This window comes from Actinospineispora eucalypti (assembly GCF_039543365.1).
GTDB lineage: Bacteria > Actinomycetota > Actinomycetes > Mycobacteriales > Pseudonocardiaceae > Pseudonocardia > Pseudonocardia eucalypti.
In genome coordinates this window covers 451,438-463,244 of the sequence record NZ_BAABJP010000007.1, presented here as the reverse complement: position 1 = coordinate 463,244, position 11,807 = coordinate 451,438, and the positions used below count along the sequence as shown (strand labels likewise).

Genomic DNA, 11,807 nt, shown 5'->3' with positions numbered 1-11,807 from the left:
AGGGTTGTCTTTGACAACCGTGTCTACGAGCCTGTCGGTGGACTCCCGTCGGATGCGGACGGTGGTCAGCGTGGTGGCTGGCAAGGCGGAGGAGGGAGCCATAGCGGAGCTATGGTGACCGACGACAACGCCGCCAGGCGCCGCGCTGGCGCCGTTCCGCGCCGACAGCGGAGTTCGCCGACAGGCTCTTCAAGGAGGCGTCATGCCCGAAGCCGTGATCGTCGCCGCCGCCCGGTCCCCGATCGGACGCGCGTTCAAGGGCTCGCTGGTGGACATCCGGCCGGACGATCTGACCGCGCAGCTGGTGCGCGCCGCGCTGGACCAGGTACCCGAGCTGGACCCGAGCCGGGTGGAGGACCTGATCCTGGGCTGCGGCCTGCCCGGCGGTGAGTCCGGGTTCAACATGGGCCGCGCGGTCGCCGTGCTGCTCGGCTACGACAAGCTGCCCGGCACCACCATCACCCGCTACTGCTCCTCCTCCCTGCAGACCACCCGGATGGCCATGCACGCGATCCGGGCCGGCGAGGGCCACGCGTTCATCTCGGCCGGCGTGGAGACCGTGTCCCGGTTCACCAAGGGCAACTCCGACTCGCTGCCGGACACGCACAACCCGCTGTTCGCGGACGCCGAGGCGCGCAGCCAGAAGCTCACCGAGGGCGGCGTCGACCAGTGGCTCGACCCGCGCGAGAGCGACCAGCTGCCCGACGTGTACATCGCGATGGGCCAGACCGCGGAGAACGTGGCCCGCTACTCCGGCGTGAGCCGCGAGGACATGGACCACTTCGGCGTCCGCTCGCAGAACCTGGCTGAGAAGGCCATCGCCAACGGCTTCTTCGCCCGGGAGATCACCCCGGTCACCCTGCCGGACGGCCGGGTGGTGGCCCAGGACGACGGCCCGCGCGCCGGCGTCACCTACGAAGCGGTGTCCGGGCTCAAGCCCGTGTTCCGGCCGGACGGGCGGATCACCGCCGGCAACTGCTGCCCGCTCAACGACGGCGCCGCCGCACTGGTGGTGACCTCGGACACGCTGGCCGCCGAGCTGGGCATCACGCCGCTGGCCCGGGTGGTCGCCACCGGGGTGTCCGGCCTGTCCCCGGAGATCATGGGGCTGGGACCGATCGAGGCCTCCCGGCAGGCGCTGGCCCGCGCCGGCATGACCATCGACGACATCGACCTGGTGGAGATCAACGAGGCGTTCGCCGCCCAGGTGATCCCGTCCGCCCGCGAGCTGGGCATCGACCCGTTCGGCGACAAGCTGAACGTGAACGGCGGCGCCATCGCCCTGGGCCACCCGTTCGGCATGACCGGCGCACGCATCACCAACACCCTGATCAACGGCCTGCGCACCCACGACAAGAGCATCGGCCTGGAAACCATGTGCGTCGGCGGCGGCCAAGGCATGGCCATGATCCTCGAGCGGCTCAGCTAGGCGGGTAAGTCCGCCCGGCGGGATGGTGTGGCGCCCAAAATACGGACGCCGGGGGCGCCTCGGTGAGGAGGCACCCCCGGCGTCGCCGACCGGGGAGGGGGGACCCGGCGGTCTCCACCCACGCGGCCACTGTCCGGCCGCGAGGAAGTTAGTCCCCGCGCAGGTAACTGATCAGGCGCAGGATCTCGATGTACAGCCACACCAGGGTAGTCATCAAGCCGAACGCGATGTACCAGGCGTACTTGGCCGGCACGCCGGCCCGGATGGCCTGATCGGCCTGGTCGAAGTCGAGCAGCAGGCTGAACGCGGCCACACCGATCACGACCAGGCTGAAGATGATCGCCAGCGGGCCGCCGTCACGCAGCCCCAGGTTGGCGCCGAACAGGCTGGCGACGAAGTTCGCCAGCATCAGCACCAACACGCCGACCATGGCGCCCATCAGCCACTTGGTGAACTTGGGCGTGACCTTCACCGCGCCGGTCTTGTAGACCACCAGCATGCCGACGAACACGCCGGCGGTGCCGATGACGGCCTGCGTCCCAATTCCGGGATACAGCCTCTCCGTCAGGCCGGTGATACCGCCGAGCGCCACGCCCATGGCCGCGGAGTAGGTGAGCACGAGCGCCTTGTTGGAGCTCTGCTTGAAGATGACGATCAGCGAGATGACGAAACCGACGATGAACGCCGGAAGGACCACCCAGGCGAAGGACGGCCCGGCAAGCGCGGTGAGCACACCCGCGATCAGCGCCACGGCGGCGGTGATGGCGGTCTTGGTCACTACGTCGTCGACGGTGATGGGCCGCTCGGTGGGCGGGGCGCCCTCCAGGCCGGCGGGGCTGGACATCTGCCGGTAAGCGGCCGTGGCTCCGGCCGCGCCGCCAAGTCGGTCGTCGAATCCGGCGTATCCACCCTGCCCCCCAGGCAGGTTGCGGAACGCCGGGTTGCTGCTGGTGCGCACCGTAGGTCCTCCTCAGGCACCCAAGTTTTATCCCGGGGCCGTTGGTGTCCGATCACGGCCCTCACCCTTCACAACGCACCGGGTGGTTCTCAGGTTCCCTGGTTACCGGAATGTGTTTCTCAGGCAACCTCGGCGTGGTGCGTGGCGTCGAGCACAGTGCCGAGCTCCGCCGGCGACGCGTTGCCACCGGTGACAACCACTCCCACTCGCCGTCCGGCCAACCGGGAGCGCAGCGCCAGCAGGCCGGCCAGGGAGGCCGCGCCGGCGCCTTCGGCCAGTGTATGCGCGTGGGTGAGCAGCAGCAGCTGAGCGGCGCGCACCTGCTCGTCGGAAACCAGCACGAAGTCGTCGAGGCCGCCGCGCAGCACGGCCTGGGTGGTGGCGTAGCCGGCGCCGATGGCCAGGCCCTCGATGGTGGTCCGGTTCGGCCGCTCCACCAGTGAGCCGGAACGCCACGAGTCGTGCGCGGCCGGCGAGGAGGACGCCTGCACGCCGATCACCCGGCAGTTCGGCGCGACCGCCGCCGCGACCAGGCAGGCGGCCGCCGCGCCGCTGCCGCCGCCCACCGGCACCAGCAGGTACTCCAGGTCCGGCGAAGCGGTCAGCAGCTCCAGGTAGAGGGTGCCCACCCCGGCGATCAGCGCCGGCTCGTCGGCGGGGTGCACGAACCGCGCGCCGTCCCGGGCCGCCAGGGCGCGGGCGTGCGCGCCGGCCTGCTCCATGCAGGTTCCGTGCAGCACCACCTCGGCGCCCCACGCCCGCAGCGCGCGCACCTTGGTCGGGTTGGCCGGCTCGGGCAGCACGATCCGGCAGCGCGCGCCGAAACGGCGGGCGGCGAAGGCCAGCGACTGGCCGTGGTTCCCGGTGGACGCGGAAACCACGTCACAGCCCAGACCGGACAGCAGGTTCAACCCGCCGCGCACCTTGAACGCGCCGGTGGGCTGCACCTCCTCGTGCTTGAGCACCACCCGGGCGCCGGTGACCTCGTCCAGCGCCGGCGCGGCCCAGGCCGGCGTCGGCTGGAGGTGGTCGGTGAGCACGGCGGCGGCGTTGCGCACCGCCGCGAGGTCAACCCCGATGTCCATGGTTCCCAGGGTGGCGGCGATCGTCCCATCAATCCAGTGCCACTTTTCTAGCTGTTTCATAGATAGCATCGATATGTGCTGAACCTGACCAGGCTCCAGGTGCTCGCCGCGGTCGCCGAGCACGGCTCGATCACCGCCGCCGCCGCCGCGCTGCACTACGCCCAGCCCTCGGTGAGCCACCACCTGGCCCGGTTGGAGGCCGAGACCGGCGCGGTGCTCGTCCAGCGGGTCGGCCGGGGCGTGCGGCTGACCGAGGCCGGGCGGCTGCTCGCCGCGCGGGCCGGGGAGATCCTCGGCCGGGTCCAGGCGGCCGGCGACGAGCTGGCCGCGCACACCGGGCTGCGCGCCGGCCGGGTGCGGCTGGCCGCCTTCCCCTCCGCCCTCGGCACCCTGGTGCCGACCGCCGCCGCGCGGCTGCGCGCCGCGCACCCCGAGCTGGGCGTCGAGCTGTCCGAGGTGGAGCCGCCGGAGGCGCTGGAGCTGTTGCGCGCCGGAGCGGTGGACGCCGCCGTGATCTTCCGCTACGCCACCGAGCCCGACCAGGAGGACCTCCGGCTGGACCGCCTGGACGACGAGCCGGTGCACCTGGTCGGGCCGACCGGCGCGGACTGGCCGGCCGAGCTGGCCGAGCACGCCGAGGCCGACTGGATCGCCGGCTGCGAGCGCTGCCGCAACCACCTGGTCCAGCTGTGCGCGGACGCCGGGTTCACCCCGCGCATCCGGTTCACCACCGACGACTACGTCGCGGCGCAGGCACTGGTCGCCGCCGGGCTGGGGGTGACCGTGCTGCCCGACCTGGCGCTGCGCGCCTACCGGCGCCCCGGGGTGCGCACCCGCGAGCTGCCCGGGGCGCGCCGGCAGATCATGCTCGCCCGCTACGGACGGCCGCCGGACCCGCCGGCGGTGCGGGCCCTGGCGGCGGCGCTCACGACGCCCGGCGCTCCAGCTGGACGCCCCCGAAGGTGACCTCCCTGGTCATCGGGCGGGCCAGCATGTCGTGCGGGAAGCCCAGCTCGACGGCGGTGGCCCGATGCAGCCGGTCGCGCTGCGCGTCGGTGAACCGGACGTCCAGCGCCCCGAGGTTGTCCGCCAGCTGGGCCGGCGTGCGCGCGCCGATGATCGGCGACACCACCGCCGAGTTCAGCAGCGTCCAGGCCAGCGCCACCTGGGCCGGCGTCACGCCCAGCTCGGCGGCCACCTCCTTGACCACGTCCGCGATGACCAGGCCGCGCTCGGTCAGCGCGCCGTTGGCGGCGGCCACGTTCTTCCGGGTGCCGGTGGGGCTGGCCGCACCCTCGCCGATCTCCAGGTCCGCCCGGCCGTACTTACCGGTGAGCACCCCACTGGCCAGCGGGGACCACGGCACCACGCCCAGCCCCAGCTCGGCGGCCATCGGGATCAGCTCCCGCTCCACCGTCCGCTCGATCAGGCTGTACTCGATCTGCAGCGCGACCAGCGGCGACCAGCCCCGCAGGTCGGCCAGCGTCTGCATGCGGGCCACCTGCCAGGCCGGCGTGTCCGAGATTCCCGCGTAGAGCACCTTGCCGGCGCGCACCAGGTCGTCGAACGCGCGCATCACCTCCTCCACCGGGGTGGTGAAGTCCCAGATGTGCAGGTAGAGCAGGTCGATGTAGTCGGTGTCCAGCCGGCGCAGGCTGTCCTCCACCGAGCGGACCATGCTCTTGCGGTGGTTTCCGCCGGAGTTGGGGTCCCCAGGGCGGGTGGTCAGGGTGTACTTGGTGGCGATCACCAGGCGGTCCCGGATGCCCTTGGCGAACTCGCCGACGAACTGCTCCGAGGTGCCGTTGGTGTACTGGTTGGCCGTGTCGACGAAGTTGCCGCCCCGGTCCCGGTAGGCGTCGAAGATCTGCCGGGCCTCGTCCTTCTCCGAGCCCCAGCCCCAGTCCGCGCCGAACGTCATCGTGCCCAGGGCCAACGGGGAGACTCGCAGGCCGGACCGGCCAAGCGTGCGGTAGATGTCCAAGTTCATGCCCCCAGGCTGCGCCGCCCGGCGAAGATCGGTAAGGGAAGGCTTTTCCTGGGATTGCGGGTCCTACGTAGTCTGGAGTTCGTGGAGACCCGGGAGCTCGGCGCATTCCTGCGTACCCGACGGGAGCGGCTCGCGCCGAGCGAGGAGCACGGGCGCCGGCGGGCCCGCCGCACCCCGGGGCTGCGCCGCGAGGAGGTCGCCGAGCTGGCCGGGGTGAGCGTGGACTACGTGGTCCGGCTGGAGCAGGGCCGGGGCCTGCGCCCCTCCCCGGAGGTGCTCGAGGCGCTGGCCAGGGCGTTGCGCCTGACCGAGGACGAGCGCGCCTACCTGTTCGCCCTGGCCGAGCAGCGCCCGGCGCACCCGCCCCGGCGCGCCGGCCGCGCGCCGGAGTCGCTGGCCAAGCTGGTGAACGACCTTTCCCCGCTGCCCTGCATGCTGGTGGACCACCGGTTCGACATCCTGGCCTGGAACCCGGAGATGGCCGGACTGTTGATGCTGGACCTGGCCGAGGTGCCGGCGTCGCGGCGCAACACCATGTGGCTATGCATGCTCGAACCCGGGCTGCGCGAGTTCTACATGGACCGCGAGCGGATCGTCCGGGAGGGCATCGCCGACCTGCGCGCGGCCTGGGCCAGCTACCCGGACGACCGGTCCCTGGGCTCGCTGATCGAGGAGCTGACCACGAGCAGCGCGGAGTTCGCCCGGCTGTGGGACCGCCGGGACGTGAAAGTGAACGGCCGGGGGCGCAAGCGGTTGCGCCACACCGTGGTCGGCCCGCTGACCGTGGACTACGAGGTCCTCGCCCCGCTGCAGGACCTGGACCAGCGACTGGTCATCTACCGCGCCGCCGACCCGGCCTCCCGGATTGCTTTGGACGAGATCGCCCGCACAGCCCGCCGCCCCCTCGAGCTGACGGCTCCGTAACCGTTGCGTCCCGGCCGATGCCGGTTCTAAAGATTCGCTTGGACGGGCGCGGCGAGGTGTTCCTGAGACTCGAGTGACGCCCGTTGCGTTTGGTGCCCGATCGCCGACCGGCTTGCGCCGAGTGCTGGCTGAGCCCGGTCTCTTTCATGATCGAACCGGACTGGGCCAGCGTTCGCCGCCGAGCGGCAGTGGAATCACCCGCAAAGCATGATCAACAGGGACTGAGCTGCCACTCGCCGCGAGCCGCGGCCAACCCAACGCAACGGGCGTCACACAAGCCCCAGAAGCACCAGAGCCGCGCCCGTCCAAGCGGTCTTTGGAACCGGCACCGCCACGAACTAGCCGTCCGGGTCGAGCAAACCCCGCTGGTAGGCGCGGACCAGCCGGCGCGGCACGAGATGCCGCTTGCCGTTGATCACCACCGGCACCAGGTCCGGCGGCGTGGCACGCCAGGCCGACCGGCGGGTGCGGGTGTTGGACCGCGAGGTGCGGCGCTTCGGCACGGCCATCAGGCTGGCCCTCCCCGGCCCGGGCGGCCGGCCCGGTCGCCGTAGCGGCGGCGGAACTTCTCCACCCGACCCTCGGAGTCCAGCACCCGGCCGCGCCCGGTCCAGAACGGGTGCGAGTAGCTGGAGATGTCCACCACCAGCAGCGGGTAGGTCCGGCCGTCCGCCCAGGTGATGGTCCGCTCCGAGGTGGCCGTGGAGCGGGTCAGGAAGGCGTCCCCGGTCAAGCTGTCCTGGAACACCACCGGTCGGTACTCGGGGTGGATGTCCTTCTTCACTTCTCGTCCTCTCCGCGCAGGAGTTGGGCGGGGTCCGCCAGCACGGCGTCCCCGCAGGGGTCGGTGTGGAACCAGCCGAACGGGTCGGGAAGGCGCCGCCAGGCCGCCTCCCCGGCGGCCACCTCGGCGTCGGTGAGCAGTGCGCCGCGCAACGCCTCGGTGATCTCCAACGGGTCCGCGCCGCAGGTCAGCACGGTGAGCTCCTGGATCCGGTCGCCGTAGCGGGGGTGCCAGCGCAGCGCGGCGGCGGCGCGCCGCTCCGGGTCGGCATCGGCCCAGGCCTTGGCCTCGGCGGCCCGGCCGGTGGCGGCGGCCAGCCAGTCGTCCACGTAGCCGATCTGCATCCCGCCGCCGGCCGACTCCACCCAGAGCACCGCGTCCGGCCGGGTGGCCAGCCAGATCCGCCCCCGGGCCCGCACCACGCCGTCCAGCAGCACGCCCATCGCCTCGTGCAGCCGGTCCGGGTGGAACGGCCGGCGGGCGTTGAACAGGACCAGCTCCACCCCGCAGTCCGGCCGCAACGGCGGCTGGCCGCGCAGCAGCACGGCGTGCGGCCCGTCCGGGCGGCCCCGGCGCGCCGTCTCCGGCACTCGGCCCAGCGGGTCGGCCGGGTCGAGCGAGGCCAGGTCGATGCGGGGCGCCAGCGGGGCGAGCCGGGCCAGCACCGCGTTCGCCCTGGCCCGCTGCCACAGCTCGGCGAGCTCGCCGGCGTAGACGATCAGGTCGGCGAACTCGGCCTGGGCCACCACCAGCTGCGCGATGGTCCGCTCGTCGTCCGGCAGCGCGGCCAGGCCGCGGTCGGGGACCTCGTCCTCGCTGGTCGCATCGGTCAGCCAGGCGGCCGGCTCGAGCACCGTGACCACTCCGGCCAGCCGCACGTCGTCGGCCACCGGCGCGTCCTCGACCAGCACGTGCAGCAACGCCCAGCAGACCTGCTCCGGCTCGATCACCGGGTCCAGGTGCAGCACCACCCGGCCCACCTCGGGGCGCCGGGCCAGCTTGCGGATCAGCGGCAGCACGTCCTCGCGCAGCGTGCAGGACACGCAGCCGTGCGCCAGTTCCAGCGCCGCGGTGTGGTCGGCGACCACGTTGCCCGGTGGCAACCCGTGCACCCGCAACCGCCGGCGCACCACCCCGGAAGCCACCTCGGCCAGGTCGTGGTGCAGCACAGCGGTGCCCGGCTCGCCGAGCAGCCGGTCCACCACCTCGGCCACTCCATCCCTGGTGACGCCGCTGACCAAGATCAGCTCGGTATCCACGCAACCCTCCGTCCGGCCTCTGCTAGCCTCGAGTCTAGATGAAAACGAAAGTCGTTATCGAAGGAGGTCGACCAGGATGGCCCAGACCGACGCGCGGCCGCTGGTGAAGCTGCGCTCCACCGGCGGAACCGGGTTCACCTACGTCACCCGGAAGAACCGCCGCACCCACCCCGACCGCCTGGTGCTGCGCAAGTACGACCCGGTACTGCGCCGGCACGTCGAGTTCCGCGAGGAGCGCTGATCGATGGCCCGCAAGCCCGTGAGACCGGCCCGCCGCAAGCGCAATCCCCTGCTCGCCCGGGAGATCGAGGCCGTGGACTGGAAGGACGTGGCGCTGCTGCGCACCTTCATCTCCGACCGGGGCAAGATCCGCGCCCGCCGGGTCACCGGCCTCACCCCGCGCCAGCAGCGCCAGGTGGCGGTGGCCATCCGCAACGCCCGCGAGATGGCGCTGCTCCCCTACTCGTCGTAGAAAGGACCCCCGATGTCCCGGCGCTGCCAGCTGACCGGCCGCGAACCCCGGTTCGGCAAGACCGTGTCCCACTCCCACCGGCGCACCTCCCGCCGGTGGGACCCGAACGTGCAGACCCGCCGCTACTGGGTGCCCGCCGAGGGCCGGTACGTCCGGCTGCGGCTGTCGGTGAAGGCGATCAAGACGGTGGACCGGGACGGCATCGAAGCGGTGCTCGCCCGACTGCGAGCCCAGGGGGTGCGGGTCTGACATGGCGAAACGCAGCAAGATCGTCCGCAACCGGCGCCGCGCCGAGCTGGTCGCCCGGTACGCCGAGCGGCGGGCCGAGCTCACGGCGATCATCGCCAGCCCACGCGCGGACGCGACCGAGAAGGCGGCCGCCCGGCGCGAACTGGACCGCCAGCCCCGGGACGCCAGCGCCTCCCGGCTGCGCAACCGGGACGCGGTGGACGGCCGGCCGCGCGGCTTCCTGCGCGCCTTCGGCGTGTCCAGGGTCCGGTTCCGCGAGCTCGCGCACGGCGGCTACCTACCCGGGCTGCGCAAGTCCAGCTGGTGACGCTGGGTAGTCCTTAACAGTGGCCTACTAGTCCGGAAATCTTTCGAGTGGTTGGGCTAACCCCATTGGCTGGCGGCTCGTTAACAAGGGCATGACCGCTCTGCGTGACTGGGCCGCCGGCGCGCGGACTACCCACAGAGCATCCGCCCAGGTCGTCGGCGACCTCCAGGCCGACCGGGCGCTGGACCGGGCCGCCCGCCGGGTGAGTGCCGAGCGGCAACGCCTGGCCAGCGCACTGCATGACCACGTCAGCCCGCTGCTGTTCGCCATGGCGGCCCGCGCCAGACGGGCCGCCGAACGGCCGGAGACCAGCCCGGACGAGCTGCGCGAGGCACTCCGCGCGCTCACCGAGGAGCTGGAGGAGACCCAGCGCCGCCTGCGCGGAGTAATCACCGAGGCCAGCCCGGTTTCACCCGCTGAGACCGTACCCACCGCTACCCAGCGTGACCTGGACGACTTCACCGAACGCACCGGCGCCGGCACCCACCTGCTGCTGCAGGGCCGGGCCGAGCACTTGCCCCCGGCGATGGAACGGGTCGCGCTGAGCTGCCTGCGCCAGGCGCTGTTCAACATCGAACGGCACGCCAACGCCGGCCTCGTGGTGGTCACCCTGGAGTACCGGCCACACCTGTTCACCCTGGTGGTGCAGGACGACGGGCGCGGGCTGCCGGAGGGATTCGAGCCGCGCGCGGTTCCGGCCAACGGCCACCACTGGGGTTTCACCTCGATGGCCGAGAAGGTGGAACGGATCGGCGGGTCGGTGGTGTTGCGCCCGCTCGACGAGGGCGGCACCCAGCTGCGGGTCGCCCTGCCCCGCTGGACCGGGGCGCAATGAGCCCCCGGCGCATCCTGGTCGTCGACGACCACCCGGTGGTCATCGACGGGGTGCGCACCCTGCTCGCCGACTGCCCCGACCTCGAGCTGGCCGGCGAGGCCGGCGAGCTGGCCACCGCGCTGCGCCTCACCGGCGAGCTCCAGCCGGACGCGGTCATCCTGGACCTGCGCCTGCAGGGCCGGTTCGCGCCGGAGACCGCCGGGTCGCTGAAGGCCGCCGCGCCGAGGGCCAAGGTCCTGGTACACACCTCCTCGGAGCAGAACGAGCCGGTCTACGCCGCGCTGCGGGCCGGCGCGGACGGCGCGGTGTTCAAGGACGGCCGGGACCTACTGCCGGCCCTGCGCGCGCTGCTGGACGGCGGCCGCCGCTACCTGGACCCCCGGCTGCGCACCGACCAGGGCGCCCGGCGCGCCTCGGTGCCCGGCCCCGACGGCGTCGGCGCACCGGTCGTCGACCCGCTCTCCCCCCGCGAGTACGACATCCTGCGCGCGCTCGCCCTCGGGCGGTCCACCCGGGAGATCGCCACCGAGTTCTACCTGGCGGAGAGCACCGTGCGCGGCTACACCAAGGGACTGCTCACCAAGCTCGGTGTGCGCAACCGGATCGAGGCCTTAGCCGTCGCCCGGCGCGCTCAGCTGATCTGAGCGACACTGCTCCAGAGGTGTGACAACTTCGAGACGGTCGCTTACTTAGCGTTATCAATCTATCTCGATTTGACCTCTTCGAGCGGTTTTATACAAACTAATGGGCGAGTACGCACGCTCTACGTGATGCCCCCGTAGCCCAATCGGCAGAGGCAAGCCCCTTAAAAGGGCCTCAGTGTGGGTTCGAGTCCCACCGGGGGCACGTACAGCATCCACACTATTCCCGTGGGTGGCCTCCTGGCCTGGGGTTTTGCGTGTGGATGGTATCACCTCGATGATCCTTTCTGCGGCGTGGGTGATCTCATGTAGGTGATCAACTGGCAGAGTGATGGTGATCGTCACCTCGTCGTTGTCGTGGAGTTGGACGTTGAGCTTGGTGATCTCGAACAGCCAGCGCAGCAGTGGTTCCGGCGCGTGGCGTAGGTCGAGTGCGAGGAGCGGCAGCGCGGTGAGCAGGTTCACATCGTCCTGGGTGGGCCGTTGAGGTTCGGCTTGGTCGGCCTCGTCTAGTTCGGCGATCACGGCCAGCGCGGTTGTCTTCTCCGCTTCAAGGTTGTTGTAGCGCTCCCGCAGAGCCTTGGTGAATGGCTCGTCCGGGTCGCCTTCTTGAGCTTGTGTGAGCACTGAATCTTGCTGCCGGGTGATCTTCGCGATGTGCTTTTGCAGCCGGGCCCGTTCAGCTTGCCGGGCTCGGGTCTCGCGGTCGTCGAGCGTGTCCAGGTCCGCGGTGAGGAGGTCTTGGCGGTACGGGCCGAACACCCGCTCAGCGAAGAACCGAGAGATCGCGTCGAGTAGCGCGCTCTCGCGTAGGTAGACGGTCTTGGGGTGCCCCTCGTACTTGTCGGGGCGGGCACGGTTGTTTTCGGCTGGG

15 protein-coding genes and 1 tRNA gene are annotated in these 11,807 nt (G+C 71.7%); 10 read left to right on the top strand and 6 right to left on the bottom strand.

The window, feature by feature from the left end; all coding sequences use genetic code 11:
- The first annotated feature begins 202 nt into the window (after positions 1-202).
- Positions 203-1,429, top strand: a complete 1,227-nt coding sequence (locus ABEB12_RS09725; protein WP_185066596.1) for an acetyl-CoA C-acetyltransferase — start codon at positions 203-205, stop codon at positions 1,427-1,429.
- A 148-nt stretch (positions 1,430-1,577) separates the two neighbouring features.
- Here the strand turns inward: ABEB12_RS09725 and ABEB12_RS09720 are convergent, their stop codons facing one another.
- Together ABEB12_RS09720 and ABEB12_RS09715 are read right to left on the bottom strand one after the other, a co-directional pair.
- The gene (locus ABEB12_RS09720) at positions 1,578-2,387 is read right to left on the bottom strand and encodes a Bax inhibitor-1/YccA family membrane protein (protein WP_185066597.1); all 810 of its coding nucleotides are present in this window, start codon (positions 2,385-2,387) and stop codon (positions 1,578-1,580) included.
- A 119-nt stretch (positions 2,388-2,506) separates the two neighbouring features.
- A complete protein-coding gene (locus ABEB12_RS09715; RefSeq protein ID WP_185066598.1) occupies positions 2,507-3,472 on the bottom strand; it encodes a pyridoxal-phosphate dependent enzyme in 966 nt (321 codons plus the stop codon).
- A gap of 75 nt (positions 3,473-3,547) precedes the next feature.
- On the opposite strand from ABEB12_RS09715, the gene ABEB12_RS09710 reads away from it, so the two are divergent.
- Positions 3,548-4,438 (top strand): LysR substrate-binding domain-containing protein, encoded by an 891-nt coding sequence (locus tag ABEB12_RS09710; protein WP_185066599.1) that lies wholly within the window; start codon positions 3,548-3,550, stop codon positions 4,436-4,438.
- Here the strand turns inward: ABEB12_RS09710 and ABEB12_RS09705 are convergent.
- Complete coding sequence (locus tag ABEB12_RS09705) at positions 4,398-5,462, bottom strand: aldo/keto reductase (RefSeq protein WP_185066600.1); 1,065 nt, start codon at positions 5,460-5,462, stop codon at positions 4,398-4,400. The genes ABEB12_RS09710 and ABEB12_RS09705 overlap by 41 nt on opposite strands.
- Positions 5,463-5,543: 81 nt before the next feature.
- Here ABEB12_RS09705 and ABEB12_RS09700 point away from each other — a divergent pair, with 81 nt between their 5' ends.
- On the top strand, positions 5,544-6,386 hold the full coding sequence (locus tag ABEB12_RS09700) for a helix-turn-helix domain-containing protein (protein WP_345702695.1): 843 nt from the start codon (positions 5,544-5,546) through the stop codon (positions 6,384-6,386).
- Between the two features lie 338 nt (positions 6,387-6,724).
- Here the strand turns inward: ABEB12_RS09700 and rpmF are convergent, their stop codons facing one another.
- From rpmF to mrf, 3 genes are read right to left on the bottom strand one after another with little or no spacing between them, the layout of a single operon-like run.
- Positions 6,725-6,895 carry a 50S ribosomal protein L32 gene (gene rpmF, locus ABEB12_RS09695; RefSeq protein ID WP_185066601.1) on the bottom strand — a complete coding sequence of 57 codons (171 nt, stop codon included), beginning with the start codon at positions 6,893-6,895 and terminating at the stop codon, positions 6,725-6,727.
- Positions 6,895-7,170 carry a type B 50S ribosomal protein L31 gene (locus tag ABEB12_RS09690; protein ID WP_185066602.1) on the bottom strand — a complete coding sequence of 92 codons (276 nt, stop codon included), beginning with the start codon at positions 7,168-7,170 and terminating at the stop codon, positions 6,895-6,897. Before ABEB12_RS09690 ends, rpmF begins: the two co-directional genes overlap by 1 nt.
- Positions 7,167-8,429: a ribosome hibernation factor-recruiting GTPase MRF gene (gene mrf / locus ABEB12_RS09685; RefSeq protein ID WP_345702694.1), complete on the bottom strand. Its 1,263-nt coding sequence runs from the start codon at positions 8,427-8,429 to the stop codon at positions 7,167-7,169. Before mrf ends, ABEB12_RS09690 begins: the two co-directional genes overlap by 4 nt.
- A gap of 76 nt (positions 8,430-8,505) precedes the next feature.
- On the opposite strand from mrf, the gene rpmG reads away from it, so the two are divergent.
- The 7 genes from rpmG (at position 8,506) to ABEB12_RS09650 (ending at position 11,138) form a co-directional block, all read left to right on the top strand.
- Positions 8,506-8,670 (top strand): 50S ribosomal protein L33, encoded by a 165-nt coding sequence (gene rpmG / locus ABEB12_RS09680; protein WP_185066603.1) that lies wholly within the window; start codon positions 8,506-8,508, stop codon positions 8,668-8,670.
- 3 nt (positions 8,671-8,673) lie between these two features.
- Positions 8,674-8,901, top strand: coding sequence for a 30S ribosomal protein S18 (gene rpsR, locus ABEB12_RS09675; RefSeq protein ID WP_185066604.1), 228 nt, complete (start codon positions 8,674-8,676; stop codon positions 8,899-8,901).
- 12 nt (positions 8,902-8,913) lie between these two features.
- Complete coding sequence (rpmB, locus tag ABEB12_RS09670) at positions 8,914-9,150, top strand: 50S ribosomal protein L28 (protein ID WP_185066605.1); 237 nt, start codon at positions 8,914-8,916, stop codon at positions 9,148-9,150.
- 1 nt (position 9,151) lies between these two features.
- Entirely contained in the window at positions 9,152-9,457 is a 306-nt protein-coding gene (gene rpsN, locus ABEB12_RS09665) for a 30S ribosomal protein S14 (RefSeq protein ID WP_185066606.1), read from the top strand.
- 91 nt (positions 9,458-9,548) lie between these two features.
- Positions 9,549-10,292 (top strand): histidine kinase, encoded by a 744-nt coding sequence (locus ABEB12_RS09660; RefSeq protein ID WP_185066607.1) that lies wholly within the window; start codon positions 9,549-9,551, stop codon positions 10,290-10,292.
- Positions 10,289-10,936: a response regulator gene (locus ABEB12_RS09655; protein ID WP_185066608.1), complete on the top strand. Its 648-nt coding sequence runs from the start codon at positions 10,289-10,291 to the stop codon at positions 10,934-10,936. The genes ABEB12_RS09660 and ABEB12_RS09655 overlap by 4 nt, the downstream gene beginning before the upstream one ends.
- A 128-nt stretch (positions 10,937-11,064) precedes the next feature.
- Positions 11,065-11,138, top strand: a tRNA-Leu gene (locus ABEB12_RS09650).
- Positions 11,139-11,807: the final 669 nt, after the last annotated feature.

Bases quoted from the DNA above. Each gene is read 5' to 3' on its own strand.
- ABEB12_RS09725 (WP_185066596.1), top strand. From the start codon at position 203: ATGCCCGAAGCCGTGATCGTCGCCGCCGCCCGGTCCCCGATCGGACGC.
- ABEB12_RS09715 (WP_185066598.1), bottom strand. From the start codon at position 3,472: ATGGACATCGGGGTTGACCTCGCGGCGGTGCGCAACGCCGCCGCCGTG.
- ABEB12_RS09705 (WP_185066600.1), bottom strand. From the start codon at position 5,462: ATGAACTTGGACATCTACCGCACGCTTGGCCGGTCCGGCCTGCGAGTC.
- rpmF (WP_185066601.1), bottom strand. From the start codon at position 6,895: ATGGCCGTGCCGAAGCGCCGCACCTCGCGGTCCAACACCCGCACCCGC.
- rpmG (WP_185066603.1), top strand. From the start codon at position 8,506: ATGGCCCAGACCGACGCGCGGCCGCTGGTGAAGCTGCGCTCCACCGGC.
- rpsR (WP_185066604.1), top strand. From the start codon at position 8,674: ATGGCCCGCAAGCCCGTGAGACCGGCCCGCCGCAAGCGCAATCCCCTG.
- rpmB (WP_185066605.1), top strand. From the start codon at position 8,914: ATGTCCCGGCGCTGCCAGCTGACCGGCCGCGAACCCCGGTTCGGCAAG.
- rpsN (WP_185066606.1), top strand. From the start codon at position 9,152: ATGGCGAAACGCAGCAAGATCGTCCGCAACCGGCGCCGCGCCGAGCTG.
- ABEB12_RS09660 (WP_185066607.1), top strand. From the start codon at position 9,549: ATGACCGCTCTGCGTGACTGGGCCGCCGGCGCGCGGACTACCCACAGA.
- ABEB12_RS09655 (WP_185066608.1), top strand. From the start codon at position 10,289: ATGAGCCCCCGGCGCATCCTGGTCGTCGACGACCACCCGGTGGTCATC.